This is a genomic window from Qipengyuania aquimaris (assembly GCF_009827445.1).
In the GTDB taxonomy this organism is placed as follows: Bacteria; Pseudomonadota; Alphaproteobacteria; order Sphingomonadales; family Sphingomonadaceae; genus Qipengyuania; species Qipengyuania aquimaris.
The window spans coordinates 2,179,960-2,205,446 of the sequence record NZ_WTYI01000001.1; the positions used below are offsets into that span (position 1 = coordinate 2,179,960).

Annotated in this window: 30 protein-coding genes; 16 read left to right on the plus strand and 14 right to left on the minus strand. The window is 62.2% G+C overall.

Annotation, left to right across the window (positions count from 1 at the left end; all coding sequences use genetic code 11):
• Positions 1–3: 3 nt before the first annotated feature.
• Positions 4–414 (minus strand): SUF system Fe-S cluster assembly regulator, encoded by a 411-nt coding sequence (locus GRI34_RS10655; RefSeq protein WP_100260061.1) that lies wholly within the window; start codon positions 412–414, stop codon positions 4–6.
• A gap of 99 nt (positions 415–513) precedes the next feature.
• Positions 514–1,431, minus strand: a complete 918-nt coding sequence (locus GRI34_RS10660; protein ID WP_160595908.1) for an AraC family transcriptional regulator — start codon at positions 1,429–1,431, stop codon at positions 514–516.
• A gap of 350 nt (positions 1,432–1,781) precedes the next feature.
• Between GRI34_RS10660 and GRI34_RS10665 the strand changes: the two genes are divergently transcribed.
• From GRI34_RS10665 to GRI34_RS10675, 3 genes are all read left to right on the plus strand, one after another.
• Positions 1,782–2,810 carry a quinone-dependent dihydroorotate dehydrogenase gene (locus GRI34_RS10665; protein ID WP_160595909.1) on the plus strand — a complete coding sequence of 343 codons (1,029 nt, stop codon included), beginning with the start codon at positions 1,782–1,784 and terminating at the stop codon, positions 2,808–2,810.
• Positions 2,811–2,821: 11 nt separating this feature from the next.
• A complete protein-coding gene (gene ggt / locus GRI34_RS10670) occupies positions 2,822–4,534 on the plus strand; it encodes a gamma-glutamyltransferase (protein WP_160595910.1) in 1,713 nt (570 codons plus the stop codon).
• A 111-nt stretch (positions 4,535–4,645) separates the two neighbouring features.
• Complete coding sequence (locus GRI34_RS10675; RefSeq protein WP_407692133.1) at positions 4,646–6,448, plus strand: AMP-dependent synthetase/ligase; 1,803 nt, start codon at positions 4,646–4,648, stop codon at positions 6,446–6,448.
• Here GRI34_RS10675 and GRI34_RS10680 read toward each other — a convergent pair.
• The 4 genes from GRI34_RS10680 to GRI34_RS10695 form a co-directional block, all read right to left on the minus strand.
• Entirely contained in the window at positions 6,445–6,951 is a 507-nt protein-coding gene (locus GRI34_RS10680; protein ID WP_160595911.1) for a hypothetical protein, read from the minus strand. The genes GRI34_RS10675 and GRI34_RS10680 overlap by 4 nt on opposite strands.
• A 41-nt stretch (positions 6,952–6,992) precedes the next feature.
• Entirely contained in the window at positions 6,993–7,520 is a 528-nt protein-coding gene (locus tag GRI34_RS10685; protein WP_090478392.1) for a hypothetical protein, read from the minus strand.
• A gap of 87 nt (positions 7,521–7,607) precedes the next feature.
• Complete coding sequence (gene thiS, locus GRI34_RS10690) at positions 7,608–8,579, minus strand: sulfur carrier protein ThiS (protein WP_090477008.1); 972 nt, start codon at positions 8,577–8,579, stop codon at positions 7,608–7,610.
• Positions 8,580–8,588: 9 nt separating this feature from the next.
• On the minus strand, positions 8,589–8,993 hold the full coding sequence (locus tag GRI34_RS10695; protein WP_090477010.1) for a MerC domain-containing protein: 405 nt from the start codon (positions 8,991–8,993) through the stop codon (positions 8,589–8,591).
• 141 nt (positions 8,994–9,134) lie between these two features.
• On the opposite strand from GRI34_RS10695, the gene GRI34_RS10700 reads away from it, so the two are divergent.
• From GRI34_RS10700 to rpsI, 5 genes are all read left to right on the plus strand, one after another.
• A complete protein-coding gene (locus tag GRI34_RS10700) occupies positions 9,135–10,160 on the plus strand; it encodes a COX15/CtaA family protein (RefSeq protein ID WP_160595912.1) in 1,026 nt (341 codons plus the stop codon).
• Complete coding sequence (cutA, locus tag GRI34_RS10705; protein WP_160595913.1) at positions 10,157–10,477, plus strand: divalent-cation tolerance protein CutA; 321 nt, start codon at positions 10,157–10,159, stop codon at positions 10,475–10,477. Before GRI34_RS10700 ends, cutA begins: the two co-directional genes overlap by 4 nt.
• Entirely contained in the window at positions 10,470–11,186 is a 717-nt protein-coding gene (locus tag GRI34_RS10710; protein WP_160595914.1) for a hypothetical protein, read from the plus strand. The genes cutA and GRI34_RS10710 overlap by 8 nt, the downstream gene beginning before the upstream one ends.
• A gap of 167 nt (positions 11,187–11,353) precedes the next feature.
• A complete protein-coding gene (rplM, locus tag GRI34_RS10715) occupies positions 11,354–11,833 on the plus strand; it encodes a 50S ribosomal protein L13 (protein ID WP_090477018.1) in 480 nt (159 codons plus the stop codon).
• The gene (rpsI, locus tag GRI34_RS10720; protein WP_090477020.1) at positions 11,833–12,357 is read left to right on the plus strand and encodes a 30S ribosomal protein S9; all 525 of its coding nucleotides are present in this window, start codon (positions 11,833–11,835) and stop codon (positions 12,355–12,357) included. Before rplM ends, rpsI begins: the two co-directional genes overlap by 1 nt.
• A gap of 107 nt (positions 12,358–12,464) precedes the next feature.
• Here rpsI and GRI34_RS10725 read toward each other — a convergent pair whose 3' ends face one another.
• The 4 genes from GRI34_RS10725 to GRI34_RS10740 form a co-directional block, all read right to left on the minus strand.
• Positions 12,465–12,662, minus strand: a complete 198-nt coding sequence (locus tag GRI34_RS10725) for a hypothetical protein (protein WP_160595915.1) — start codon at positions 12,660–12,662, stop codon at positions 12,465–12,467.
• 64 nt (positions 12,663–12,726) lie between these two features.
• Complete coding sequence (locus GRI34_RS10730) at positions 12,727–13,587, minus strand: metallophosphoesterase family protein (protein WP_160595916.1); 861 nt, start codon at positions 13,585–13,587, stop codon at positions 12,727–12,729.
• Positions 13,577–14,434 (minus strand): diacylglycerol kinase family protein, encoded by an 858-nt coding sequence (locus GRI34_RS10735; RefSeq protein WP_160595917.1) that lies wholly within the window; start codon positions 14,432–14,434, stop codon positions 13,577–13,579. Before GRI34_RS10735 ends, GRI34_RS10730 begins: the two co-directional genes overlap by 11 nt.
• 38 nt (positions 14,435–14,472) lie before the next feature.
• On the minus strand, positions 14,473–14,739 hold the full coding sequence (locus GRI34_RS10740; RefSeq protein WP_160595918.1) for a hypothetical protein: 267 nt from the start codon (positions 14,737–14,739) through the stop codon (positions 14,473–14,475).
• Positions 14,740–14,942: 203 nt separating this feature from the next.
• Here GRI34_RS10740 and GRI34_RS10745 point away from each other — a divergent pair, with 203 nt between their 5' ends.
• A complete protein-coding gene (locus tag GRI34_RS10745; RefSeq protein WP_160595919.1) occupies positions 14,943–15,248 on the plus strand; it encodes a UrcA family protein in 306 nt (101 codons plus the stop codon).
• Positions 15,249–15,338: 90 nt separating this feature from the next.
• Here the strand turns inward: GRI34_RS10745 and GRI34_RS10750 are convergent, their stop codons facing one another.
• From GRI34_RS10750 to GRI34_RS10760, 3 genes are all read right to left on the minus strand, one after another.
• Positions 15,339–16,076 carry a LytR/AlgR family response regulator transcription factor gene (locus tag GRI34_RS10750; RefSeq protein WP_160595920.1) on the minus strand — a complete coding sequence of 246 codons (738 nt, stop codon included), beginning with the start codon at positions 16,074–16,076 and terminating at the stop codon, positions 15,339–15,341.
• Positions 16,069–17,295 (minus strand): sensor histidine kinase, encoded by a 1,227-nt coding sequence (locus GRI34_RS10755; RefSeq protein WP_090477032.1) that lies wholly within the window; start codon positions 17,293–17,295, stop codon positions 16,069–16,071. Before GRI34_RS10755 ends, GRI34_RS10750 begins: the two co-directional genes overlap by 8 nt.
• A 99-nt stretch (positions 17,296–17,394) precedes the next feature.
• Positions 17,395–18,912 carry a fumarate hydratase gene (locus tag GRI34_RS10760; protein WP_160596497.1) on the minus strand — a complete coding sequence of 506 codons (1,518 nt, stop codon included), beginning with the start codon at positions 18,910–18,912 and terminating at the stop codon, positions 17,395–17,397.
• A 159-nt stretch (positions 18,913–19,071) separates the two neighbouring features.
• Here GRI34_RS10760 and GRI34_RS10765 point away from each other — a divergent pair, with 159 nt between their 5' ends.
• Genes GRI34_RS10765 through GRI34_RS10785 form a run of 5 tightly spaced genes read left to right on the plus strand, consistent with a single transcriptional unit; the run spans position 19,072 to position 24,258 of the window.
• Positions 19,072–19,671 (plus strand): protein-L-isoaspartate O-methyltransferase family protein, encoded by a 600-nt coding sequence (locus GRI34_RS10765; protein ID WP_160595921.1) that lies wholly within the window; start codon positions 19,072–19,074, stop codon positions 19,669–19,671.
• Positions 19,672–21,174 (plus strand): TolC family outer membrane protein, encoded by a 1,503-nt coding sequence (locus tag GRI34_RS10770; protein ID WP_160595922.1) that lies wholly within the window; start codon positions 19,672–19,674, stop codon positions 21,172–21,174.
• A gap of 56 nt (positions 21,175–21,230) precedes the next feature.
• Entirely contained in the window at positions 21,231–21,737 is a 507-nt protein-coding gene (locus GRI34_RS10775) for a DUF2497 domain-containing protein (protein WP_160595923.1), read from the plus strand.
• Between the two features lie 42 nt (positions 21,738–21,779).
• The gene (locus GRI34_RS10780) at positions 21,780–23,900 is read left to right on the plus strand and encodes a dipeptidyl-peptidase 5 (RefSeq protein ID WP_160595924.1); all 2,121 of its coding nucleotides are present in this window, start codon (positions 21,780–21,782) and stop codon (positions 23,898–23,900) included.
• Positions 23,893–24,258, plus strand: coding sequence for a (2Fe-2S) ferredoxin domain-containing protein (locus GRI34_RS10785; RefSeq protein ID WP_407692134.1), 366 nt, complete (start codon positions 23,893–23,895; stop codon positions 24,256–24,258). The genes GRI34_RS10780 and GRI34_RS10785 overlap by 8 nt, the downstream gene beginning before the upstream one ends.
• Positions 24,259–24,267: 9 nt before the next feature.
• Here GRI34_RS10785 and GRI34_RS10790 read toward each other — a convergent pair whose 3' ends face one another.
• Positions 24,268–24,567, minus strand: coding sequence for a hypothetical protein (locus GRI34_RS10790; RefSeq protein WP_160595925.1), 300 nt, complete (start codon positions 24,565–24,567; stop codon positions 24,268–24,270).
• A gap of 110 nt (positions 24,568–24,677) precedes the next feature.
• Between GRI34_RS10790 and GRI34_RS10795 the strand changes: the two genes are divergently transcribed.
• Together GRI34_RS10795 and GRI34_RS10800 are read left to right on the plus strand one after the other, a co-directional pair.
• Positions 24,678–25,109 (plus strand): CBS domain-containing protein, encoded by a 432-nt coding sequence (locus GRI34_RS10795; RefSeq protein ID WP_160595926.1) that lies wholly within the window; start codon positions 24,678–24,680, stop codon positions 25,107–25,109.
• Positions 25,110–25,140: 31 nt separating this feature from the next.
• Positions 25,141–25,470, plus strand: a complete 330-nt coding sequence (locus tag GRI34_RS10800) for a HesB/IscA family protein (RefSeq protein ID WP_160595927.1) — start codon at positions 25,141–25,143, stop codon at positions 25,468–25,470.
• The last annotated feature ends 17 nt before the right edge of the window (positions 25,471–25,487 follow it).

Here is a 25,487-nt window from a genome sequence, read left to right on the forward strand (position 1 = left end):
CGCTCACGCGAGTTCCTTTTCCTGCGCAAGCTGCACCAGGCTGATATCAGCCAGCGCCTTGCGCAAAGTTTCGTTCACCAGCGGCCAGTGCGGCCTGACCCGGCATTCATGATCGACCGAACAATCGGTTCCCTCGACGCAGGCGGTGAGAGCGATGGGGCCTTCGACGGCCTCCACGATATCAGCAAGGCTGATCGCCGCAGCCGGCCGTGCCAGCTGCAAGCCCCCGCCCGCGCCGCGTACCGAGCGAAGCAACCCCGCGCCCACCAGCTTGCTGACCAGCTTCTGCACGGTCGGCGCGGGCAGGCCCGTTTCCGCAGCCAGTTCGGACGCGCTCACCCTGCCCCCGCCGCAATGGCGGGCCGCCTGGCTCATCGTGACGACAGCGTAATCTGCAAGGTTCGAAAGGCGCATATCTTAAATCGGACGAATCTGTTCCGATTAGCCACGTATGGGCGCAAACCCGCGGTTTCAACGCATTTCCGCTTGTTGCGAGTCGTTAGCAGTTTTGGCTTAGCTGGGGGTGCGGCCGAGCTGGCGGTCCTGGCTGCCGCCGAACAGGTCGACCGAGGAATAGCCGTCCGGGCCAAGCATATCGCGGACCGGGGTTTCCTTGTTCACCTCGAGGCGGCGCGGAGTGCGCCCGGTAAACTCGCGGATTTCCTTGATCATGTGTGCCTGGTCGTAAAACGCATCACGGATTTCCGCTTCGAGTTCGGGGTCAAGCTGCGGCAGCGACAGGATCGTGGCGGCGCGAACCGCACGATAGCGGCGAATCAGGCGAACCGGGGGCTGACCGAAGAAGCGTGTGACGAGGCGCTGCATCTGTCGTTCCGAATAGGGCAACTTGTCCTGCAATTCCTCGATGTCCGGCTTGAACGAGGAAGACAGCCATCGAAGCGTGGTGTCGATCACCTGGATATGACGCTCGGACAGCTCTCTCAGGCCGCACCGAACGATGTCTGCGAGTTCTTCAAGGCCGGCCTTTTCGTCCATGCTGCCCTCGCGCACGGCAAGGGGGAGCGCCTCCAGCCGGTCTTGAAGATCTGGAGCAAAAGCTTTTTCGATCGGGACGAAACAATCATGGTATTCGTTCACGGGCAGGCCCGTCAGCGCAGCCCAGCCGCGAAAGTTCAGCGAGAAGCCCAGCATCAGCATGGGGCCGTGAATATGGAATTCACGCGCCTTCAGCAGCGCGCCTTGCATCACGACATTGCCTGTTCGCGATGGCTTGCCCTTCTCGAAGAATACGTCCGCCGAACCCCGAGGCACTACGGCGAGCTGTCCGGAATAGGCGGGCAGGCAGTCCTCGAACCCCGGGGCTTGCGCCCGGAAGATGTAAAGCGAATTGCAATAGGGCTTCAGGTCCGCCGGGGCTTCGATAAATTCGAAGCTGTACGGAAGGCCGTCTGCCCCGTTCGGATTTTCCAAGCTCTGTCCCCTGCGACCCGAGCGTTTATTCGTGCGCAGTAACTAGCGCTACGCGATTAAACAGGCAATTGTCCTATGTTTATGTCCGGAATGTGACGAGGTAAAAGAAGTGCAGCATTCCAGCCGGACAAAAAAAGGGCGGCCCGTTGAGAGCCGCCCTCTAAAGTTGAGAACTCGTTGCAAAGCTGCTCCGAGCCCTTCGGGTCGCAGGTGCTGAATAGAACGAGTCGGCCAATTTTTGATTGTATGCATGCGACACTCGTTTCAAATCAGGCAACTTTGGCGGAATTTTACAATGACTTGAGGCGCTCGCTCGACAGCCGATTGCGGCTGCGTCATAGCGCCCGTCCATGATCTTCCATCTTGCCCGTCCAGCCCTGTTTGCACTCGACCCCGAGCGCGCGCACCGCCTTACGATCGCCGGACTGAAAGCAATGCCGCTGGCAACAAGGTCGCGCCCCGGCAAGCTCGCTGTGAATGTGGCCGGACTCGAGTTCCCCAATCCCGTTGGCATGGCGGCAGGGTTCGACAAGGACGCGGAAGTGCCCGACCAATTGCTGGGCCTCGGTTTCGGTTTCACCGAGGTCGGCTCGATCACGCCGCGCCCGCAGTCGGGCAATCCGAAGCCGCGCCTGTTCCGGCTGGTGGAAGACCGCGCAGTCATCAACCGCATGGGCTTCAACAATGGCGGCGGAGAAGCGGCCCGCCAGCGCCTCGAGGCGAGAGCGCGCCGTGGCGGGATCGTCGGGATAAACATCGGCGCCAACAAGGACAGCGAAGACAGGGTTGCCGATTACGTAGAAATGACGCGCATGATGGCGCCTCTGGCCAGCTATCTCGCGGTCAACATCTCCAGCCCCAACACTCCGGGCCTGCGCGCCTTGCAGGACGAGAGCGCCCTTACCGGGCTGCTCGAAGCGGTTTTCGATGCGCGCGGCAATGAAGGTCCACCGGTTTTTCTCAAGGTCGCACCGGATCTCGAACCGGCAGACATCGATGCGATCTCGCGCATCGCGCTCGACAAGAAGCTGGGCGCGCTCATCGTCTCGAACACGACCATCACGCGGCCCGGCCTGGCGTCGCGACAGCGCGACGAGGCAGGCGGCCTTTCGGGCAAACCACTGCGCGACCTAGCACAGCAGCGGCTCGAGGATTTCCGCAGCGCGACGGGCGGGGGCATACCGCTGGTCGGCGTCGGCGGAATTGCGACTGCGGAAGATGCCTGGGCACGCATCCGGGCAGGTGCGAGCCTGGTCCAGCTATATAGCGCCATGGTCTACGAGGGACCGGGCCTGCCGCGCGCCATTACCCGCGGGCTGGAGCGCCTGATGAAGCGTGACGGCTTTTCCTCGATTGCAGAGGCTGTCGGAACGGCATAGCGTCGCGGACCATGAGAAACATCTTCGTCACCTCGCTCGCATCGCTCGCCCTCGCCGGGTGCGCGACCTATACCGCACCCGCGTCGCAGGAGACGGTCGCCGCCCTGCCCGCAGGAGCGGTAAGCGCCGCTGATCCGCGCGCGCAGGAAGCGGGCGAGACGATCCTCGCCAAGGGTGGCAGCGCCACCGATGCAGCGATCGCAGTGATGCTGGCCCTCACTGTTGTCGAACCGCAGAGCTCCGGCATAGGGGGCGGCGGCTTCCTGGTGCGGGGCGAAGTCGATGGTGAGGTCACGACATTTGACGGGCGCGAGACGGCGCCCGCCGGTGCAACGCCCGAGTGGTTCCTTGACGAGGAAGGAAATACACCGCCATTCATGCAATCGGTCCGCAGTGGCCTGAGCGTCGGCGTTCCGGGCAACATCGCGCTGGCCGCCAAGGCCCACGCCGCGCATGGCAAACTGGCGTGGTCGGAGCTGTTCGGCCCGGCCATCGAGCTGGCACGCGAAGGCTTCCAGATTAATCCGCGGATGCACGATGCGCTTGGCCGGTCCAAGGATCGCGCCGCACACAGCGCCGAAGCGCGGGCTCTCTATTACGACACCTCCGGAGAGCCACTGCCGGTCGGCACGCTGGTGCAGAACGAGGCGCTGGCGCTCACGTTCGAATCGCTTGCCAGTGGCGGCCGCGAAGCATTCTATTCCGGCACCCGCGCACTTGCGATCGCTACGGCCGTGGCGGCAGACACGCCGAAAGCGGGCGCAATGACCTATGAGGATATCGCCGGCTACGAAGCGAAAGAACGCGAGGCGGTCTGCAGCAGCTATCGCGCTTATCGGATCTGCTCGATGGGCCCGCCGACATCGGGCGGCGTCGCAGTCCAGCAGATGCTGCTTCAGCTTGAACGGTTCGACCTCGCTGCATTGGGCGCGGACAATCCGGTCAGCTGGCACCTGTTCCTCGAATCGCAGCGGCTCGCCTATGCCGACCGCGAAATCTACCTCGCCGACACCGACTTCGTGAGCGTTCCGGTCGAAGGGCTGCTCGACCGCACCTATCTTGCCGGAAGGAGCGCGCTGATTTCGCCGCAGGGTTCGATGGCAGAGGCATTGCCCGGCACGCCGCCCGGTGCCACCACTGCAATGGCCGATGGCGACGAGCCGGAAGAACACGGCACTTCGCACTTCGCCGTCGTCGACAGCGACAATACGATGGTGAGCTATACCTCGACGATCGAAGGTGCGTTCGGCTCTGGCCTGATGGTCGGTGGTTTCTATCTCAACAACGAGCTGACCGATTTCAGCCGCTCGCCTCTCGTGGACGGACGCGAGGTGGCCAACCGGGTCGAGGGCGGAAAAAGGCCGCGCTCGTCCATGTCACCGACCGTGATCTACGATTCCCAAGGGCGTCCGTTCATGGCCGTCGGAGCTGCGGGCGGCAGCACGATCCCGGTGACAACAGCACGCGCCATCATTGGAGCGATCGACTTCGGTTTGTCGGCCGAAGAAGCGCTGCGTCTGCCATTCACGATGGCCTTTGGCGAGCGTGTTCTCCTGGAGGAAGGCACATGGCTTGAGGAACAGGCGGAGGCCTTCCGCGCGCTCGGTCACGAAGAGCTGGTTGTACGCCAGGCGCCGATCAAGGCGGGCGCACTGCTGATGCGCGGCGAGACATGGCAGAGTGCACGCGACCCGCGGCTGGAAGGCTATGTCGACATGCCTTGAGGCGTTAGATCCGCCTCTCTTGCCGTAAAGGCAGCGTGGGCCTAAGCCCCTGCCCGTGAGTAAACTCATAAGATAACAGAACAGAATATACGTTTTTCGAGGAGCCTGCCTGTGCTGTCGGATATCGATTCCGCGAACAATCTGGTCGAACTTTTCCTGAAGCGCGCCGATGCCAGGCCGGACAAGCCGTTTCTCGGCTGGAAAGCGGATGGCAGCTGGCAAACGATGAGTTGGGGCGAAGCGGCTAACCGCGTCTGCCTGCTCGCAGAAGCCCTGCGCGGGCTCGGCCTCAAGGACGGCGACCGCGTGTGCCTCGTTTCCGAGAACCGCCCGGAGTGGTGCATCGCCGATCTCGCGATCATGGCGGCAGGGTGCATCACGGTTCCCGCCTACGTTACCAACACCGAGCGCGATCACGCTCATATTCTCGACAATTCGGGCTCGCGCGCCGTCATCGTCTCGACCGAAAAACTGCTCAAGCCGCTGCACGGCGCGCTGCAATCGACCGGCATTGCCGAACACGTCATCGGTATCGAGGACCTGCATCGCCAGCAGTCGGGCAGCTTCACCTATCATGACTGGTCGACCATGATCGAAGTCGACGCCGTGGCCGCTCGTGCCGCAGTCGAAAAGCGCATTGCCGAGATCGGCCGGGGCGACACAGCTTGTATCATCTATACCAGCGGCACCGGCGGTGCCCCGCGCGGAGTTAAACAGCATCACGGCGCGATCCTGTGCAATTCTGCAGGTGCGGCGGAAATCCTGATTGAGGATTTCGGGCTTGGCGACGAAGAACGCTTCCTTTCCTTCCTCCCGCTGTCGCACGCCTATGAGCATACCGGCGGCCAATTCCTGCCGATCAGCGTTGGGGCGCAGATCTTTTATTCCGAAGGGCTGGAAAAGCTCGCGAGCAATATCGAGGAAACTCGCCCCACCATCATGGTCGTCGTGCCGCGCCTGTTCGAAGTGCTGCGCACGCGGATCATGAAGCAGGTCCAGAAGCAGGGCGGCCTTGCCGAAAAGCTGATGAACACCGCACTCGAAGTCGGTGCGCGTCGGGCAGAAGGCAAGCGCCAGTTCGGCGACGGGTTGAAGGATGCGATGGTCGGGCGGCTCTTGAAGCCGAAGATCCGCCAGCGCTTCGGCGGCCGGATGAAGGCGATGGTATCGGGCGGCGCACCGCTCAACCCCGAAGTCGGCATCTTCTTCGATTCGATGGGTCTGACCATGCTGCAAGGCTATGGCCAAACGGAAGCGGGCCCTGTGATCGCGTGTAATCGCCCCAAGGCGGGCATCGCAATGCATTCCGTCGGTCCGGCCATGCGCGGGGTCGATGTGAAGATCGCCGAGGATGGCGAAATCCTGTGCCGCGGCGAGCTTGTCATGCACGGCTATTGGCAGAACGAATCAGAGACCGAGCGCACGATCAAGGACGGATGGCTGCACACGGGCGATATCGGCCATTTGGACGAGAAAGACCGGATCGTGATCACCGATCGCAAGAAGGACATGATCGTCAACGACAAGGGCGACAATGTCGCGCCCCAGAAGATCGAAGGCATGCTCACCCTGCAGCCTGAAATCGGCCAGGCCATGGTCGCGGGGGACAAGCGCCCTTACATCGTCGGCCTGCTGGTGCCGGACGCCGAATGGGCGGTCGACTGGTCGCGGGCCAACGGCAAGAAGTTCGATCTCAAGGCGCTTCAGGACGATCCGGAATTCCGCAGTGCCGTGCGCAAGGCGGTCGACCGCGTGAACAAGGACCTCTCGGTCATCGAGAAGGTCCGTCAATTCGCCTTTGCAGACGAAGCCTTCAGCATCGAGAACGAGGAAATGACGCCCTCGATGAAAATCCGCCGCCACAAGATCAAGGACCGCTATGGCGACCGGCTGGACGGGCTCTACCGGGGTTAAGCTGCCTCCGCCCTGCCGAAAGCGCGGATTTGGGCGAGTTGGCTGGAAATGCGGTTAGCCCCCATCTCTAAGTCAGAAAGAAGATCCCTCATATCGCCGCGTGAATATCTGCGGGGCGGGTGATCGCTTCGCCCGCCTTTGACGTATTCGGAAAGGAGAATTACGACCTCATCCTCTCCAATCTCAAAAATCCCGTGTGCAAGGTAGGGTCTGTGAAGCGACAGCTCTTGCCATTCATGCAAGATTTTCTGCGCCACTCGCTGATGCCCAGCGAATGAGTGATTGTGCAGAACCGCCAAAAGGGAACGAAGGCGCGCTGCGGCTCCCGGATGCACACTTTCCTCACCGAGTTTGTAACTTTTGGCTCGCAGATCTTCGATGCAATCGGAGACGGTCTTTTCGGCCTTGGAGAAGACATCAAGACAAGCCCCACGCCAATACATTGCTGCGAGGTCGAAATTCGGCGCAGTTACTGGCTCACGGCACGAGATAATTGCTTTCATTCCTCGTTCTTGGCGAGAAATGTTTGATTTTTGGTGACTGCTTAAGCAGCCGCTTCCTCGATAAACTCGGGATAGAAACTCGGCGCGCGGTCGGACCAGCCCGGGGCGGTCGCGGCGGCTTCGCTCAGCGATTGTAGCAGCATCTTGCGCCGGTCGGGCCGAATCTGCGGCAGGGCGGCTGCGGCGCAGAAGGCGCTCGGCAGCCATGGCCGTGCGTCGGCGCCGAGCAGGCGTTCGTAGAGGAACCGGAATGCCGAGAAGCTGTCGATCCGCTCCTGTGCCAGGTCGAAGGCGGCAACGCGGGTCAGCTTGCCCACGAAACCCTCGATCCGGTCGAGGCTCGAATCCACGGGGATCGAACCGCGCAGGGCCTTGAGCTCCTGATAGGTCACATACTGGCTGCGAATGGCGGCGTTCTCGCCCGCATTGCGCCCCCAGATCCGGAACGCATCGCAGCGACCGAGGCCGATATCGAGGCTACGCCGGATGTATCGCTGTTCCGCCGCAGTAAAGCTGGCGAACTCGCGCATCTCCGCGATGGTCATCGAAGCTGTATTTGCAACGGCCATGATCGGCACCCCCCTGTTACAGGTCCCCCTGTTTCAGGCAAAGTGTCCGCGAATATGGTTAACGTCCGGTAAGCGCCCCGAGCGGCATCAAATCAGGCCGGCAAGCGGGCTCGACGGATCGGCATATTTGCGGGTCGCCATGCGTCCGGCGAGATAGGCATCGCGCCCGGCCTCGACTGCCCGCTTCATCGCACGGGCCATGCGGATCGGGTCTTTCGCTTCCGCGATCGCAGTGTTCATCAGCACGCCGTCACACCCCAGTTCCATGGCCACCGCCGCATCGCTGGCTGTGCCGACGCCGGCATCGACCAACACGGGGACATTTGCCCCCTCCTTGATCAACCGGATGGTCACGCGGTTCTGGATGCCGAGGCCCGAGCCTATAGGTGCGCCGAGAGGCATTACCGCGACCGCGCCCGCATCCTCGAGCTGCTTGGCTGCGATCGGATCATCCACGCAATAGACCATGGGCAGGAAGCCCTCCTTGGCGAGCGTTTCCGTCGCAGTGAGTGTTTCGCGCATGTTCGGATAGAGCGTGCGCGCCTCGCCCAGCACCTCCAGCTTGACGAGGTCCCAGCCGCCTGCCTCGCGCGCCAGCCGCAAGGTGCGAATGGCGTCTTCGGACGTGAAGCAGCCCGCGGTGTTCGGCAGGTAGGTGACCTTCTTGGGGTCGATATAATCGGTCAACATCGGCGCCTTGGGGTCGCTGACGTTGACCCGGCGTACCGCCACAGTGACGATTTCCGCCCCGCTCGCTTCGAGCGCGGCAGCGTTCTGTTCGAAATCCTTGTATTTGCCAGTGCCCACGATGAGGCGGCTCTTGAAAGTCCTGCCGGCAACGCTCCAGCTGTCGTCGCCCTGGCCGCCGCCTACGAAATGGACGATCTCGAGCGTATCTCCATCCGCGATCGCGTGCGAATCGAGTTCGCTGCGCGGAGCAATCACGCCATTGTGCTCGACAGCGACCTTGGCCGGATCGAGTTCGAGCTCACGCACGAGTTCGGCGATGGTCGAGGCAGCGGTGCGGCGGGTTTCGCCATTTACAGTCAGCGCAATCATGCGCCCGACTTAGTCTCCGCAGCGCTCCTTGCAAGCGGCGGAGTGGCAATGGCGCATATTCAATATGTGCCCAAGCGAAACGAGGGCGACCCCGATAATCGTCAGGACCGCTTCCTTCATGCCGTGCGGCACGGCCAGCGCACCGCCCATGAAGGTCAGGCCGGTCATGGCGATAACGAAAGGCGCGGCCATCCGGTGGCGCAGTGCGCCCCAGCCGATCGCAACTGCCGCGATCAGCGTGGCGACAACGAGCCCCCAGCGATGCAGTTCGGGTGCAAGAAAGAATTCCCCGCCGATGCCCAGGCCGGAAACGAGCACGATCGAAAGCAGGCAATGAAGCGCGCACAGGCCCGAAAGGCCGATACCGACACGGTCGAGACGCCGACGAATCGGAGAAATGGCGCGTTGCAACATGTCATGCGAGATATGTGATAGTATCACGTGATACAAGGGTCTCGCGTTAAAACCTTTCTTTTTCCGGACTTGCAGGCGGCGAACCTGCCGTTGAGCGATTCTCACTTGCGCTCGCGTCCTGCGGCGGCAAACAGGCGCGTCATGATTTCCCATCCTGCGCAGCTTCGCCCGATTGCCCTTGCAAACTGGCTCTTCTTCGTCGCCGCCATGGTTATCGTGATGGTCGCCGTGGGCGGCATCACGCGTCTCACCGAAAGCGGCCTGTCGATTACCGAATGGAAACCGATAACGGGCGCGATCCCGCCTTTGAGCGAAGCGGCATGGCAGGCGGAGTTCGACCTCTACAAGGCGACCGGGGAATACAAGAATGTGACCGGACCTGCCGGAATGGATCTGGCTGCCTTCAAGTTCATCTATTTCTGGGAGTGGTTCCATAGGCTCTGGGGCCGGCTGATCGGCCTTGCTTTCGCCTTGCCACTCGCCTGGTTCTGGGTCCGCAAGGCAATCCCGCAAGGCTACAAGCTTCGCCTGGTCGCGCTGCTGGCACTCGGCGGCCTCCAAGGTGTCTTCGGCTGGTTCATGGTGAAGAGCGGCCTCAACGAGACCATGACCGACGTCAGCCACTTCATGCTGTCGCTCCATTTCCTCACCGCCATGCTGACGCTTGGCGCGCTGGTCTGGGTCGCGCTCGATCTCAGGCAATTCGCACGCGGCAACAAGCGCATGGCGCACTGGACTGTTACGGCGAGCTGGGTCGGCGCCGTGCTGTTCATCCAATTGCTATTGGCTGCCTGGGTGGCGGGCCTCAATGCCGGGCTCGCCAGTGACAGCTGGCCGCTGATGCAGGGGCGCTTCATCCCCGAATATGATAGCTCGCGCGGCCTGCTCTACGCGATGACGCACGATCCCTACCTCATCCACTGGATGCACCGCTGGTGGGCGTGGGTGGCCGTCGCCGCACTGATCGTGATGGCCCGGAGGGTGCGCACAATCGAGCGCAAGGCTTCGGTTGCGATCCATTCGGCATTCGGGACGCAAATCGTCCTGGGTATAGCCACCGTGATGACCGGCGTTTCGCTCTGGATAGCGGTTTCGCACCAAGTGGTCGGCGCGCTGCTGGTGGCAGCCTTCGTTTGGGCCGCACATCTCCTTGGACGCAGGGTGTGACCGCCCTGATCTATTGTCCGTTCCCCGACGAGGATAGCGCGAAGGAAACTGGTCGCGTCCTGATCGAGGAAGGGCTGATAGGCTGCATCAATGTCGGGGCATCAATCTATTCGCTTTTCGTCTGGAATTCCGAGATCGGGGAAGGCGAAGAGATCCCGGTCCTTATAAAGACGGACAAGTCCTTGCTTGAGCGGGCGATTTCCCGGCTGGAAGACTTGCACCCTTACGACACTCCGGCAATACTCGGATGGCCCTGCATCGCCGGAACGGCCACGACCGATTGGCTGGGGCATTTGGGGAGCGGGGTCGATGACTGACAGCAAACGGCGAAGTGTTCTTCACGCCATAGGTGCGCTGGCGCTCCTGCCACTGGCCGGAACGCGAGCAGTTGCAGCATCGCGGGCAGCGGTGTCATTCCCGCAGGGCCCCATCCGGTTGAGGCGCAAGCTCGTCCGCAGCCTGAAAGACGGGGCCTCGATCGACGTGGTCCGCGAATGGTCCTGTCGGTTCGAAAAATTGGGTGCCGGTGCGCGGATGCAAGGTCACCAGGTCGCTGTCGAGGTTGCAGCGCCACCACCACTAAAGGCGATGGCCGCGATCGAAGAGGCGCGCGACGCCAGCGGGTTTCTCCCGCTTGAACTGGATCGGACCGGCCTGATCGTGGACTGGTCTCGAGCGACAGGGTCGGGCGTGGACCAAGCTGTCAGGCGGGCGCTCGATATGGTGGAGGAAACGGTCGCCAAGGCGGACGAAAAGCAAACTTCGAAGGAATTCGTCACGAGCGTCGGTAGCATGGCTGCCGAACTCGTCAGCCAGATCCCGCGCGATCTCCTCTTTCCCACGCCCGGAGGGCATGTCGAAGCACGGCCGGTCGAACTCGCCGACGGATTGGCAGGCTCTTTCGAAGTGGCGATCGCGGCGCAAATCCACGCCGAAAGCGGCCTTCTGCGCAGCTTCGAGCGCACCGTGACCACAAGGGTCGGCGACAGCGTGCGCCTTTCCAGCGAGACCTGGGAAATCCTCTGATAGGCTGACGGCGTATTATTTTACCTCCTCTGAGACGCGCGGAAAAGCTTGACGAATCGAGGTTCAAACGCCATTTGGCGCGCGCTCAGCAGGTCTGATTCAAGGCTTGCGATGTGATTTCGTGTCGGCTTACGGCACGTTGAACTCGAGAAAACGGACATCAAGCCATGAAGGCTCTCACCAAGGTGACCCAGTCGGCCAAGCCGGCAGAGGTCGAAAAGGACTGGCACATCATCGACGGGGAAAACCTCGTCGTCGGCCGTCTTGCGGCGATCATCGCCAACATCCTGCGCGGCAAGCACAAGCCGAGCTACACTCCGCACGTCGATTGCGGCGATCACGTCATTGTCATCAATGCCGACAAGGTGAAGTTCACCGGCAAGAAGATGACCGACAAGATCTATTACAAGCACACCGGCCACCCCGGCGGCATCAAGGAAACGACCCCGGCCAAGGTGCTGGAAGGCCGCTTCCCCGAGCGCGTCCTGGAAAAGGCCGTGCAGCGCATGATCCCGCGTGGCCCGCTTGGCCGTGCGCAGATGAAGGCGCTCCACCTCTACAACGGCACCGAGCATCCGCATGAGGGCCAGAAGCCCAAGACGCTCGACGTCGCTTCGATGAACCGCAAGAACAAGGCTGTTGCATAATGGCTGACGAAACCAAGAACGAAACCGTCTCGGATCTCGCAGATCTGAAGGACATCGCCGGCGACGCACCCGAGGGTGATTCGGCAGAGATCGCTGCCAAGGCCGACGTTCCCCTGCGCGAGCAGGAACTCGACGCCCAGGGCCGTGCCTATGCTACTGGCCGCCGTAAGGACGCCACTGCGCGCGTCTGGCTCGTTCCGGGCAGCGGCAAGGTCACCGTCAACGGCCGCGACCAGGAAGTGTACTTCGCACGTCCGACGCTCCGCCTCGTGATCGACCAGCCGTTCGCCATCACCGAGCGCCAGGGTCAGTACGACGTGGTCGCCACCGTCAAGGGCGGCGGTCTTTCGGGCCAGGCAGGCGCCGTGAAGCACGGTATCTCGCAGGCTCTCGCCAAGTACGAGCCGGCCCTGCGTTCGACGGTCAAGGCCGCCGGCTTCCTCACCCGCGACAGCCGCGTGGTCGAGCGTAAGAAGTACGGCCGCGCCAAGGCACGTCGTAGCTTCCAGTTCTCGAAGCGTTAATTCGCTTCCCAAGGTTCTTTACGAACACCGAGGAAGGGCGGCTCCGGATGGGGTCGCCCTTTTCGTTTGAACTTATGAGAATTGCTGCGGGACCGATCGCCGAGCGGTCAGCGCTGGATGAGCATGATCATCCAGGCAAGGCCGGTACCTGCGAAAAACAGAGGCCAGCTCCACCAAAATTCGTACTGCATCATGTCGGCGCGAAAGATCGACAGGAAGCCGCCGCGCGACCCCTGCGATCCGATGATCAGTGCGACCACGAAGGTCAGGATGCCCCCAAGGGGCATAGCTTTGACAAATTCCATCGCCAGTTTCCCTTTGTAGAAAACCGACATCGCAGAAACTGGTTAAAATCTGCTTAGGCGACGATCAGTGAACCGGCGGGTCTACGCGAGGGATCTGCCTCACAGGGGCCACCGGCTCGCCGGGCGTTCTGGGCGGCAGCGCATTTTCCGGGACGTCGTCGATCTGCATGTCGCCGGTCTGCACGTCCTCCAGATTGCGCACTCTGACAGAAAGCCGCTCACCGTCCCACGCAATCTCGTTGAAGCTTGGCGGTGTGGACCGCGTCCTCTTCGACAGCGTACCGGCACCGATCATCCGGACCGGACCCTCTACGGTGTCTTCGAGAATGTCGAAGGCGTCATGCACGTGACCCGATAAGACGGCCGCGACCGGGCGTTTTGCCAGCTCGCGCAGTGCCTTGTCGCCGTTCTTCGTCAGCGCCGTGCCCTGGGTGCCGACTTCGCGAAGCGGGTGGTGCACCGTAACCAGAGCTTTCTCGCCAGCCGGCAGGTTGTCGATCATGCGCAAGCATTTTTCGAGAGCAGCATCGGTAACCCATCCCTTCGACCAGTTCAGTCGCGGTTGCGCGCGGACAGCTGTTTTCAAAGGGATGATCGCCAGGCAACCGAGGTCGATCTCGCGTTCCACCTTCTCGCTCATTCCACGGAAGCGGCGATAAGGATCAAAGAAGCGTTCGATCGGGTTGAAATACGGCATGTCGTGATTGCCGACTTCGACAGTCACCGGTGCGTCCAGCGAGTTGATCCAGCTTGTCGCAGCCGCAAATTCACGATGCCGCGCCCGCATGGTCAAGTCGCCGGTAATCGCCACGGCGTCTGGACGCTTCTCTGAGATTTCCTGCTTCACCCAGTCGAGCGCGCGATTATTCTCGAGCCCGAAATGGATGTCCGAAAGGTGGAAGATGCGCCGTGCGTCAGTAGCCATGATGCGTCGCTAGCAGATCGACATCGCATACAGCCACCGTGAATGCGGATCCGGCACTTACTTCGCCCTTCTCCCCGTCGACGAGGACAGGGATATCGCGTTTTTGCTGACTTTCGAACACCACCTCGTCGACGAGGCCCAGGCGCTCATGCGGGCCTTCGCGAAACCTGCGGCGCATCAGGGAGAGGCCGTGGCGGAGGTAATCGGTCGTTGTGTCGGCATAATAACCGTCGAGTTGCATGCCGCGATGGGAGGGCGTGATCTCTATCAGCGGATAGCCGCCCTTTCGCCCCAAAACGGGCTGGAGGCAGTGGATCTTGTCGCCTCCGGCTGTCTGGGCGACCGCATCGCCCGCCTCTTCCGACAAGGCGGCAACATCCATGTCACGCATGGCCTCGCGCACCTCGCCCCATGAGGTTGCCGGCCCCACAAGCAGTCCTGCAAGCGCATCCCCTGCTTCGCAGCGTGCGACATTGGGCCGCACCCCGCGCGAAGCCCCCCTCGCAACTCGCGCAACGATCGTCTGAAGATCGGCATCGCCCCCATGTAGCCGCTTGCACAAGAGGTTCATCGTGCCGCCCGGCAGGACGAGGATTTCACCAGACCAGCCATAGAGATTGGTTATGGCCGCGTTCAACGTGCCGTCCCCCGTGAAGATGGCCAGGCGTCCGATCCCGGCATCCTCGAGGTCTTTTGCGTTCGGTAGCTCCTCGTCCGGGAAGCGGATTCGCCGCGAGATGTTGAAACCATGGTCGCAGCAGTAGCTATCGAGCGCCTCAAGCGCCGCATCGCTATTGCTCCCGCTTTCGGCATTGCACAAAAGCCAGATGGTTTCCTCAGTCGGCATAAGGGTTTAGCGCGCCAGTGCCAAAGCAGTTCCCCCCACTAGATGCGGCCTGACAGTACGAGCCATGCCGTGCCCAGGTTGAGAAGGCTGTAGATGCCATAGGCGGTCACTGCTCCCGGCCACCCATTACCTGCAAGCAACATTGCCGCGAGCAGCACCAGGAACTCGAAAGCGAGCGACATGCGCCCGCCCGCACTGCGATAAAAGCCTGGCAAGGCATCAAGCATGGGGTGTCCGCTATCCAGGACTGCCCGATGGACGGCGAAATTCGCGACCCCGAGAACGAAAAGAACAACCAGAAGCATAGTGGCGAAAAGATAGGCCTGTCGTTCGCAGATTGCGAATCGCGCTTCGTCGGAGATGGAACGCAAATCGTCCAAACGCCGTCGCCGCCGGTCGATATAGACGTGCGACTACAGTTGTAGATGAGTAATACGGTGGTCAGCGGCAGGCCCTGACCCAACAGTCCCCCTAGACACCCGGGCCTGCCGCCAACTGGAGAGACGACATGAAAACCCCCCTTATCATGATCAGCGCCCTCGCCCTCGCCGTACCCGCCACGGCATCGGCACAAAGGGCAGAAGAACAATCGATCTCGGTCGAGTACCGCGACCTGAACCTAAGTTCACCGGAAGGTCGCAAACGGCTGGAGAATCGCATCGAAGCAGCCGCCCGTCAGGTATGCGACCTCGATGAGACACGCCTCGGATCGCGCATTCGCAGTCGTGACGCCCAGCGGTGTTACGTTGACGCCAAGAAAACCATCGATGCCCAGTTTGCTGCCGTCGTAGAACGGCACGCAAGAGGCGGCTGATACCCCCAGTCCGTCTAATCCTCTGGACCCCGATCGGAATGCAGTCCCCCGGTCGGGGTCCTCCCTTTTCCCAGGTAACTCGCCAGACTATTAACGGCCCGCCATCGCCTTGACCTTGGGCAGGTAAGTCCGCCCGATGCGCAGTGCCTCACCGTCATCCATTTCCACCGACCACACGCCAAGCCCATCGTGGCGCAGGCCCTTGATGTGTTCCTTCTTGAGGATGGTCGAACGATGGATGCGAATGAACTTCGCCGGGTCCAGCCGCTTTTCCAGCCCCGCGATCGTCTGCAGCAGGAGATACGACCTGTCTCCCACGTGCAGGCGCACGTAATCGCGTTCGGCATCGATGCGGCTTACTTCATCGGTTTCGATCCGAATGAGCTCGCTGCGATGCGGAATCCACAATTCTTCAAGCCATTTGCTCTCGCTGCGTTCGGTGTCGGTGCGCCGTGACAGGGCGCGCTGGATTGCGCGCTCCAGCCTTTCCGGTTTGACCGGCTTGAGCACATAATCGACTGCGTCCAGGTCGAAGGCCTCGACCGCATAGTTATCGTGCGCGGTGACGAATACGACCGCCGGTCGTTCATCCTGGCCGGCCAGTTCCCGGGCGACCGAAAGGCCATCCACCTCGGGCATGGTCATGTCGAGCAGGATCAGGTCCGGGCCCAAGGCCTCGATCAAGCGCAGAGCCTGCGCACCGTCGCTGGCAGTGCCCACGACCGAAAGGTCTTCCATTTTCGCGCAGATCACCTGCATGCGCTCAACCGCGAGCGGCTCGTCATCGACGATCAAGGTCTTGAGTTTTTCGCCGTTCTCGTCAGCCATGCTTCACCATCGGTAGTCGGAGTTCTGTTTCATAGCCGTCGAGCGACGCGCCGGATGTGATCGACGCCTCGTTCCCGAACCGCGCCTCCAGACGATCGCGTACATTGGCGAGGCCGATCCCGAAGCCGCCCTTGTGCCCGCTTGGCATTCCCGGACCGTCGTCACTCACACGGAGCACCAGCCGGCCATATTCCTCGCGCGCGACGATCCTGATGGTCACCGGCTTGTTGCTGGCCGAAACACCGTACTTGACCGAGTTTTCGACCAGCGGCTGCAAGATCATGCCGGGTACTTTCAGCTGGGCGAGGTCTCGGGGAAGGTCGACATCGACTTTAAGGCGCTCGGGGAAACGAACGGACTCGATCTCGAGGTAGTGTTCCTGCAGATCGATTTCGTCTTCAAGCGTTACATCGCCGGTGGAATCGTCGGCGAGCGAGTGGCGATAGAAGCGCGAGATCGACTGGATCATCTGTTCGGCGCGATCTTCCTTGCCGGTCATCACCAAGGCAGAAAGGGAATTGAGCGTGTTGAACAGGAAGTGCGGATTGACCTGGTAACGCAAGCTGCGCAGCTCGGCCGCCTTCGCGGCACTCCTGAACCGCTCGCCCCTGCGCTCTGCGGCCCTGGCCTGAACCCCGGCGAACATTGCCAGATAGAGCGCGGCCCACGCGAGCAGCAGGAAATAGCGGCTGAGCGCGAGGTCGGTCAGTCGGCGCCAGGTGTCGGCAGCAGTCGGTGCCGGTTCGATTACGATGGATGCTGTGACGGTCTGGCTATCGGCGTCGGGTGATCCGTCGCCGGCCCCTCCGTTATCGGGAATGGGCGCGGGTACGTCGAGCAGGAGATTACCCGATTCGTCGCGGCGGATATTGAGGCCCCTCTTGGCGCCGATTTCCTGCCGGACCTGGTCTTCTATGGGCGAGAAAACCATGGTGTTGATCTGCGCAATCAACAGCGAGGCAGGCGCGGCCATGACGATGGCAACCCACATCTTGACCGCCAGCGTGTGGCGCATGAAGAGCCGGATGCAGAGCCACAGCAGGACCGTAACTCCCGCTCCTGCGACACAGACCAGGAAACGCCGCCAAAGCAGCGCGTCCTGCATCTCCAGACCGACAACCGCACCGCGGGCTGTGATCAGCAGGAAATAGGCCAGCCACAGCCCCGCGATCGAGACGAGGACCGTCCTGACCGGGACATTTGCGACTTCCGAATTCATCTGGCGTTCAGCGTTCAAAACAGGCCCTATGTGCCCTTCCACCGGTCACAAGGGAAGTCCGGCGGTCGAACGGCTCATGCCGTTGGTCGATGACGAATGCTATTCGGCGGGTTCGAGATCGTTTTCCGCAATACGCCTACGCCATTCGGCTGGTGCGAGCGTGTGGACGTTCTTGCCTTCGCTATCCACGGCAACGGTGACAGGCATGTCCTGAACTTCGAATTCGTAGATCGCCTCCATGCCGAGATCCTCGAAAGCGACGACCTCGGCGCCCTTGATCGCACGGCTGACGAGATAGGCCGCTCCGCCCGTAGCCATGAGGTAGGCGACCTTGAACCTGCTGATGACCTCGACCGCGTCATGGCCGCGTTCGGCCTTGCCGATCATGGCGAGAAGGCCGAGATCGAGCATCATCTCGGTGAACTTGTCCATGCGCGTGGCAGTGGTCGGACCCGCGGGACCGACGACCTCGCCCATGACCGGATCGACCGGGCCAACATAGTAGATCGCCCTGCCCTTGAATTCGACGGGAAGCTCTTCACCGGCCTCCAGCATGTCCTTGATGCGCTTGTGCGCGGCATCGCGCCCCGTCAGCATCTTGCCGGACAAGAGCAGGCGATCGCCATGCTTCCAGCTGGCGACCTCTTCCTGCGTCAGCGAGTTGAGGTCCACGCGCCGCGCGGCCGAATCCGGCTTCCAGGTGACCTGAGGATATTCGTCGATATTCGGCGGGTCGAGATAGGCGGGGCCCGATCCGTCGAGCGTGAAATGTGCGTGGCGCGTTGCAGCGCAATTGGGAATCATCGCCACGGGCTTTCCCGCCGCATGGCAGGGCGCATCCATGATCTTGACGTCGAGCACGGTGGACAGTCCACCAAGCCCCTGCGCACCGATGCCCTGCGCATTGACCGCATCGAAGATATCGATCCGCAACTGCTCGAGATCGGTCTGCGCACCGCGCTGCTTGAGCTGCCCCATGTCGATCGGGTCCATCAGCGAAAGCTTGGCCAGCTTCATGCAATGCTCGGCCGTGCCGCCGATGCCGATGCCAAGCATGCCCGGAGGGCACCAGCCGGCGCCCATCGAGGGAAGCTGTTCTACCACCCAGTCGACGATATTGTCGGACGGGTTCATCATCTTGAACTTGGACTTGTTCTCGCTGCCGCCGCCCTTGGCTGCGACGTCTATTTCGACAGTATCGCCGGGGACCATTTCGACCGAGAGTACGCTGGGCGTGTTGTCGCGCGTGTTGCGGCGGGTGAAGGCGGGGTCGGTCAGGATCGAGGCGCGCAGCTTGTTGTCCGGGTGGTTGTATGCCTGGCGCACGCCCTCATCGACGACTTCCTGGAGGGAGCGCTTCGAATCGAGGCGGCAATTCATGCCCCATTTCACGAAGACATTGACGATGCCCGTGTCCTGGCAAATCGGACGATGACCTTCCGCGCACATGCGGCTGTTCGTCAGGATCTGCGCGATCGCGTCCTTGGCCGCCGGCCCCTTCTCCGCCTCATACGCCTCGCCCAGGGCGCGGATGTAATCCATCGGGTGATAATAGGAGATGTATTGCAGAGCGTCGGCGACGCTCTCGATCAGGTCCTGTTCCTTGATGGTTGTCATGTCGCTCATCGCCGCGCGTTCCCATGTTGCAGATTTGCGCTCCCCGATAGGCGCGATTGAGGCCATCGGTCAAAGCGCTTGGAAGCAACGGGTCTTGCGCCTAAGGCAACGGGAGCTTGCATAAGCGTGTTATTACTGTAATACAGCTCGCGGATAGCCATGAACACTACAACGACCACTCGCCCCGATTTCTCCGTCGCCCGCAAGGCGATGATCGACAGCCAGTTGCGCACCAGCGGTGTCAACGAGGCTTTCGTCATCGAACGCATGGGCACCGTGCCGCGCGAAGACTTCGTACCCGACAACGCCAAGGGCACGGCCTATATGGACCGCGCCATCCGGCTTGCCGATGGCGGCTTCCTGCCTGCACCGCTGTTTCACGGTGCGATGCTGGCCGAAGCACGCCCTTCGAGCGAGGACAGGGTTCTCGTGATCGATGGCGGCAGCGGATATCTGCCAGCACTGGTCGAACCGCTGGTCGGCTCGGTCGAGGTGCTCGGCGCGGACAAGGCTGCGGCAACGAAGAAAAAAGGCGATTACACGCTCGTCCTGATCGACGGTGCCGTAGAACACGTCCCCGCCAATGTGGCCAAGCTGGTGGCCGAAGAAGGGCGCATCGTAACCGGCTTGGTCGAGCGCGGCGTGACCCGTCTCGCCACCGGACGCAAATCGGGCAAGGCGCTGGCGCTCTTGCCGCTCGCCGAAATGGGCGTTCCCCGCCTCGGCGCATTCGACAAACCGGAAAGCTGGAGTTTCTGAATGAATTCGGGAGGGGTCCGTACAGTTCTGGCGCTTTCGGCAGCCGTCGCAGCGCTAGCCGTACCGCAGGGTGTCGCACAGGCAGACACGCTTCAGGAAGCACTGACGGACGCCTATCTGAATAACCCGACGCTCGAGGCTGCGCGGGCCCAGCTAAGGGCGACCGACGCTGGCGTGCCGCTGGAACGCGCAGCTGGACTGCCGTCGGTCGATGCCAGCTCGACCTTTACCGAAGTCCTCAAGCAGAATTCGACCAGTTTCTTCGCTCCCGGCCGTTCGCTGACAGCCGGGGTCGATCTCGGCGTCCCGATCTATTCCGGCGGAGCGGTCAAGAATGCCGTTCGATCCGCCAAGGAACGTGTCGATGCCGGCCGGGCCGACCTGCGCGCCACCGAAAGCGCAATCTTCAGCCAGGTCGTCGCCGCCTACATGGACGTGCTGCGCGGCCAGGCACTGGTCGCCCTTTCGGCCAACCAGGTGAACGTGCTTTCGATCAATGTCGATGCAACGAGCGACAGGTTCGAGATCGGTGACCTGACGCGCACCGACGTTGCCCAATCGCAGGCGCGCCTTGCTGTCGCCCAAGGCGATCTTCGTAGCGCGCAAGCCAACCTCATTGCCGCGCGCGAGACCTACGTCGCGCTCGTAGGCGATGCCCCGGAAGATCTGGCCCCCCCTCCCCCGCTTCCGGGCTTCCCCGAGAATGTATCCACGGCGGTCGATATCGCGCTGGAATCGAATCCCGACCTGATCGCCGCACGCGAACGGGCGGCAGCCGCCGGTTACGACATCGAGGTGGCCGGTTCCGGTCGCCTCCCGCGGGTTTCCGTGTTCGCCGGTTACGACTACCAGAACTTCCTTGGCAGTGTGGCCGACGGGCGCCTCGACCCGACCGATCCGGATAGCCCGATCGTGCCCAGCGACCAGACGGCAGCCGGCGCATCGATGGGTGTTTCCCTCCGCCTCCCGATCTTCCAGGGTGGCCGGACAGCAGCCCTCCAGCGGCAGGCGCAAGCCCGTGCTTCCGCTGCGCTCGAAAACGTCATCGCCGCAGAACGCGACGTGATTGCGCAGGTCAGGGCCTCTTGGTCGAGCTGGCAGGCCAGCCTCGCCATCATCGAAAGTTCGCAATCGGCCGTTTCCGCCGCCGAACTGAGCCTCGAAGGCGTGCGTGCGGAAAACTCGATCGGGAACCGGACGATCCTCGACGTGCTCAATGCGGAACAGGAATTGCTGCAAAGCCGCGTCCAGCTCGTGACCGCGCGCCGCAATGCCTATGTCGCAGGCTTCAGCCTTCTCGCCGCAATGGGCCGTGCCGAAGCGCGCGATCTGGGCCTTGCGGACGAAGGTGTCCTTTACGATCCGGTCGTCAATTACGACCGCGTGAGCGGCAATATCTTCGACTGGGCGCGGGATCCCGACCCGGTTGCGCAGTCTCCGAGGACGGTGGATGTCCCTGCTGCGACTGCAGAAATTCCCGAAACTGCTGACTCGGCCGACTAGGCTGGTCTATACCAAGCGTCCCGATTCGGGATTCGTTGGAGGCAACAGGGACAGGCATGGGACAGCAGGGCGAACCTTCGGTCGAGGAAATCCTCGACTCGATCAAGAAAGTCATCGCACGCGATAGCGAAGAGCGCAGCGAGATGATCGCCGAGCGTCGCAGCCGCCGTGCAGCGCCAGCCGACACCAGCGAACCCGTCGACGAGCAGGAAGCGGAAGACGTGCTCGAGCTGGGCAACGATCTCGGCGAAGAGATCGCTGTCGATGGTGCGGCTTCCAGCAATGCGGACGCTTACGCATCTGACGAGGATGATGACGACGCGGACGGCCTGACCCGCGGCGATACCCGTCAGGCCATGCGCGATAACTTTGCCGCGCTCGCCATGCTTTCGCAGCCCGGCAAGCAGCCGCAGATCGTGCGTCAGGGCGAAACTTCGCTCGAGGGCCTGGTGCGCGATATGCTGCGCCCGATGCTGGCGGAATGGCTCGACAACAACCTGCCCGGGATGGTCGAAGACCTCGTGAAGGCAGAGATCGCCCGCATCGCCGGCAAGAAGAGCTAATCCCCCTACCCTTGGCCACTTGCGCGCGCTACACCGCGCGCCATGACAAAGAACATCCGGGCCGCACTCCCGCTCGCTAGCGCACTCGCGCTCCTCGCCACGCCGCTCGCTGCGCAGGACGCAGCTGCACCGATGAGCGCGCAGGATCTCGTGACCATGCCGCGCCTCGGAAGTCCGGCGGTGAATCCCGAAGGGACGCACGCGGTCTACGCGGTGACGACCACCGACCCGGAAAGCTACAAACGAACCAGCACGCTTTACCTGCGCTCGCTTGCAGAGCCGGAGAGCGCCCCTATCGCACTCGACATCGATGGCGGATCGGCGTCCTTCGCCGACGACAATTGGCTGTATTTCATGGCCGACGGTGAGGGAGACGATGCGACGAGCCAGGTCTGGCGCGCACGGATCGCCGCGGACGGAACGGTTACCGGTAAGTCCCAGGTCACCGCCCTGCCCCGCGCAGTTCACGGATACCGCGTCTCACCCAACGGCGAGCATATCGCGATCTGGACCGACATTGCGCGCACCTGCACCGCCATCGATTGCGATGACAGCGCGAAGGCGCACCTCCCGGGGCCCGGTGACGGTCGGCTCTACGAAGGCGACGGCGGATTTTACCGGCATTGGGATAGCTGGGAAACGCCCGGCACGCTCAGCCGCGTTTTTACCTTCCCGATCGAAAACGGTGTCGCCGCAGGCACGGGTACGCCCGTCGACGGCCCGCTGGGTGCGGGCGGCCCGAACGGCGACACCCCGACGATGCCCTTCGGCGGCGGAGAAGACGTCGCTTGGGCGAGCGATGGCAAGGGCGTGTTCTTCACCGCGCGCGAAACCGGCGCGGGCGAACCTTACTCCACCAATCTCGACATCTGGTTTTCGGACCTGTCCGGCAATGCGCCGGTCAACCTGACCGCCGCGAACGAAGCGCTCGATGCGCTTCCCACCCCCTCGCCCGACGGTCAGTATCTGGCCTATGTCGCCATGGCGCGCCCCACCTACGAGGCCGACCGCCAGGTGGTCATGCTGCGCGATCTCAAGACCGGCGTGACGACCGCCCTTACTTCAGCTTTCGACCGCAGCTTCCAGAGCCTCGCCTGGACGCCGGATTCGCGCTGGCTGGTTGCCGGGGCGCAGGACGTGCTCGATACGCCCGCATACCGCATCGATCCGCGCGACGGGTCGGTCGAACGGCTCGATCTGATGGCCGGGAACGAGGCGCGGATTTCCGACATCACGCCGCTGCACGGCGGTGATCTCGTCTTCACGCGCAATTCGATCGGCGCACCGTCCGAAATGTACCTGTCGCGTGACTGGGGCCAGGCCAAACCGATGACGCAGGTCGCGGCCGACGTGATGGAGCGGCTCGCTCCTGTCGTGGTCGAACGCTTCAGTTTCACTGGCGCCGGCGGCGATACTGTATGGGGCCAGATTACCAAGCTCGACGGTCACGAAGGGCCCATGCCCGCCATCCTTTATGTGCACGGAGGCCCCCAAGGCTCGTTCAACGACGGCTGGTCCAGCCGGTGGAACCCCCGTGTCGTCGCCAGCCAGGGTTATGCCGTCATCTCCGTCGATTTCCATGGCTCGACGGGCTACGGGCAGGCCTTCACCGATAGCATCCGCAATGATTGGGGCGGAAAGCCCCTCGAAGACCTGCAATTGGGCCTCGCCGCAGCGCTGGAGAAGGACAGCCAGATCGATGGCACCCGCGCTTGCGCAATGGGTGCAAGTTACGGCGGCTACATGATGAACTGGATCGCCGGACAATGGCCCGACCGGTTCGACTGCCTCGTCCAGCACGACGGCCTCTTCGATATGCGAAGCTTCTATTACACCACGGAAGAGCTGTGGTTTCCCAAGTGGGAATTCGGTGGTTCCTATGCTGAAAACAGCGAAGCCTATGAGCGCTGGAACCCGGTGAACTACGTCGAAAACTGGCAGACACCCATGCTCGTCATTGCCGGCGAACAGGATTTCCGCGTGCCTTACACGCAAGGCCTTGCGAGCTTCACTGCCCTGCAGGAGCGTCAGATCCCGAGCCAGCTGCTCGTCTTCCCGACCGAAAACCACTGGGTTCTCGGCGCGAAGAACTCGCTACAGTGGCATAAGACCGTATTCGCCTGGCTCGACCGCTGGCTGAAGCCGGAAAGCGATAGTGAATAAGTCGCTGGAGAAAGCCCGGCGCGCCTTTGCCAAAATCGGAGGGGGCAGTGTCGAGCGGCAGATTTTCCTGTGCGCCGTCAGCGAGAAGCAGAAATGCTGCTCGCGCGAGGACGGCAAGGCGGCCTGGAACTATCTCAAGAAGAGGATGAAGGAACTCGGCCTCGTCGGCCGGGAAGCGACAGTCCAGCGTAGCAAGGCGGATTGCCTCCAGATTTGCGCGAAAGGTCCCATCGCCGTCGTGTGGCCGGAGAACGTCTGGTACCACTCCTGCAACGAGGAAGTCCTCGAGGCCATCATCCAGCGCCACCTCATCGGCGGCGTCCCGGTCGAAGAATACCGGTTGCGAGCGCCCGATTAGGCCCCGGCCCTAGTCCTTGTCCTGCCAGCTGTCGCGCGTCGGATCTTCGACGGATTCGTCGTGGCCGGTGCCGGAGGAGAGGAACATCAGGCCCATCAGGGCGCCTGTCAGCAACATCGTGAAGCCGATGCCGAGCGCGATCGCGATGTAGTAATGCGCCGATGCGGCGCTGCCCTGCTTGTACAGCAGCGCCATGGCGATGGCGACAATGCCAACGGTCAGCAAGAACAGGAACCGCATGAGGCGCCGGAAACGCGCCCAAGCGTAGGCTGCCTGTTCAGGATCATCGAGTGGCGAATTGCTGGTCATATCCCCCTCATGGCGATTGCAGCACGGCTCTTCAACAAGCGCGACGCGCCCGACTCGCCAAGATGCATAAAAAATGGCATCGTACCGGCAGGCGGAAAATGGAGGCGCGCATGAATATCGGCACACTAATCGAGGGTCGGGCAAGTTCGGACATCATCTCGGTGGAAGTGGGTCAAACCGTGCGCGACGCTGTTCGGATACTGGCCGATAAGCGGATCGGTGCCCTTCCCGTCCTTGAACAAGGGCGTGTCGCGGGAATTTTCTCGGAGCGCGATGTCATTCATCGGCTGGCCGAAGAAGGGCAGAGCTGCCTCGATAGTAGGGTCGGCGATGTGATGACTTCGCCCGCCATTACCGTGGAACGAACAACGCTCATCGATGACGCTCTCGCTCTGATGACCCGGCGTCGAATTCGTCACCTTCCGGTCATCGAGAGCGAAGCGATGTGCGGCTTCATCTCGATCGGAGATCTCGTGAAGTCCCGCTTCGACGAGGTCCAGCACGAGGCCGAAGCTTTGCGGGATTACATCACACACGCTTGAGGAGGGCCAACCGGCTCCCTACATAGCCGCTATGGCCGATATGCTCACCCTCACTCCCTCGGCAGCTGCGCGAGTCGCGGCCATTGCAGAAAAGCAGGCGAAACCTGCCATCCTGCGCCTTTCCGTGGAAGGCGGCGGATGCTCCGGCTTCCAGTACAAGTTCGATCTCTCGGACGGTGCGGATGCCGACGATAGCGTGAGCGAAACCGATGGAGTGCGCCTTGTGGTCGATCCTGTCAGCCTCGATCTGGTCGCGGGAAGCACGGTGGACTTCGTGGAATCTCTCGGCGGCGCGGCATTCAAGGTTGAAAATCCCCAAGCTGCGGCCGGGTGCGGCTGCGGTTCGAGCTTCGGGATTTAGGTTAGACCCGCGCGACG

Excerpts from the sequence above, each read along its gene's own strand:
- GRI34_RS10655 (WP_100260061.1), bottom strand. The coding sequence starts at position 414 with ATGCGCCTTTCGAACCTTGCAGATTACGCTGTCGTCACGATGAGCCAG.
- GRI34_RS10665 (WP_160595909.1), top strand. The coding sequence starts at position 1,782 with ATGATCTTCCATCTTGCCCGTCCAGCCCTGTTTGCACTCGACCCCGAG.
- ggt (WP_160595910.1), top strand. The coding sequence starts at position 2,822 with ATGAGAAACATCTTCGTCACCTCGCTCGCATCGCTCGCCCTCGCCGGG.
- GRI34_RS10680 (WP_160595911.1), bottom strand. The coding sequence starts at position 6,951 with ATGAAAGCAATTATCTCGTGCCGTGAGCCAGTAACTGCGCCGAATTTC.
- GRI34_RS10685 (WP_090478392.1), bottom strand. The coding sequence starts at position 7,520 with ATGGCCGTTGCAAATACAGCTTCGATGACCATCGCGGAGATGCGCGAG.
- thiS (WP_090477008.1), bottom strand. The coding sequence starts at position 8,579 with ATGATTGCGCTGACTGTAAATGGCGAAACCCGCCGCACCGCTGCCTCG.
- GRI34_RS10695 (WP_090477010.1), bottom strand. The coding sequence starts at position 8,993 with ATGTTGCAACGCGCCATTTCTCCGATTCGTCGGCGTCTCGACCGTGTC.
- GRI34_RS10700 (WP_160595912.1), top strand. The coding sequence starts at position 9,135 with ATGATTTCCCATCCTGCGCAGCTTCGCCCGATTGCCCTTGCAAACTGG.
- GRI34_RS10710 (WP_160595914.1), top strand. The coding sequence starts at position 10,470 with ATGACTGACAGCAAACGGCGAAGTGTTCTTCACGCCATAGGTGCGCTG.
- rplM (WP_090477018.1), top strand. The coding sequence starts at position 11,354 with ATGAAGGCTCTCACCAAGGTGACCCAGTCGGCCAAGCCGGCAGAGGTC.
- rpsI (WP_090477020.1), top strand. The coding sequence starts at position 11,833 with ATGGCTGACGAAACCAAGAACGAAACCGTCTCGGATCTCGCAGATCTG.
- GRI34_RS10725 (WP_160595915.1), bottom strand. The coding sequence starts at position 12,662 with ATGGAATTTGTCAAAGCTATGCCCCTTGGGGGCATCCTGACCTTCGTG.
- GRI34_RS10730 (WP_160595916.1), bottom strand. The coding sequence starts at position 13,587 with ATGGCTACTGACGCACGGCGCATCTTCCACCTTTCGGACATCCATTTC.
- GRI34_RS10735 (WP_160595917.1), bottom strand. The coding sequence starts at position 14,434 with ATGCCGACTGAGGAAACCATCTGGCTTTTGTGCAATGCCGAAAGCGGG.
- GRI34_RS10740 (WP_160595918.1), bottom strand. The coding sequence starts at position 14,739 with ATGCTTCTGGTTGTTCTTTTCGTTCTCGGGGTCGCGAATTTCGCCGTC.
- GRI34_RS10745 (WP_160595919.1), top strand. The coding sequence starts at position 14,943 with ATGAAAACCCCCCTTATCATGATCAGCGCCCTCGCCCTCGCCGTACCC.
- GRI34_RS10750 (WP_160595920.1), bottom strand. The coding sequence starts at position 16,076 with ATGGCTGACGAGAACGGCGAAAAACTCAAGACCTTGATCGTCGATGAC.
- GRI34_RS10755 (WP_090477032.1), bottom strand. The coding sequence starts at position 17,295 with ATGAATTCGGAAGTCGCAAATGTCCCGGTCAGGACGGTCCTCGTCTCG.
- GRI34_RS10760 (WP_160596497.1), bottom strand. The coding sequence starts at position 18,912 with ATGACAACCATCAAGGAACAGGACCTGATCGAGAGCGTCGCCGACGCT.
- GRI34_RS10765 (WP_160595921.1), top strand. The coding sequence starts at position 19,072 with ATGAACACTACAACGACCACTCGCCCCGATTTCTCCGTCGCCCGCAAG.
- GRI34_RS10770 (WP_160595922.1), top strand. The coding sequence starts at position 19,672 with ATGAATTCGGGAGGGGTCCGTACAGTTCTGGCGCTTTCGGCAGCCGTC.
- GRI34_RS10775 (WP_160595923.1), top strand. The coding sequence starts at position 21,231 with ATGGGACAGCAGGGCGAACCTTCGGTCGAGGAAATCCTCGACTCGATC.
- GRI34_RS10780 (WP_160595924.1), top strand. The coding sequence starts at position 21,780 with ATGACAAAGAACATCCGGGCCGCACTCCCGCTCGCTAGCGCACTCGCG.
- GRI34_RS10790 (WP_160595925.1), bottom strand. The coding sequence starts at position 24,567 with ATGACCAGCAATTCGCCACTCGATGATCCTGAACAGGCAGCCTACGCT.
- GRI34_RS10795 (WP_160595926.1), top strand. The coding sequence starts at position 24,678 with ATGAATATCGGCACACTAATCGAGGGTCGGGCAAGTTCGGACATCATC.
- GRI34_RS10800 (WP_160595927.1), top strand. The coding sequence starts at position 25,141 with ATGGCCGATATGCTCACCCTCACTCCCTCGGCAGCTGCGCGAGTCGCG.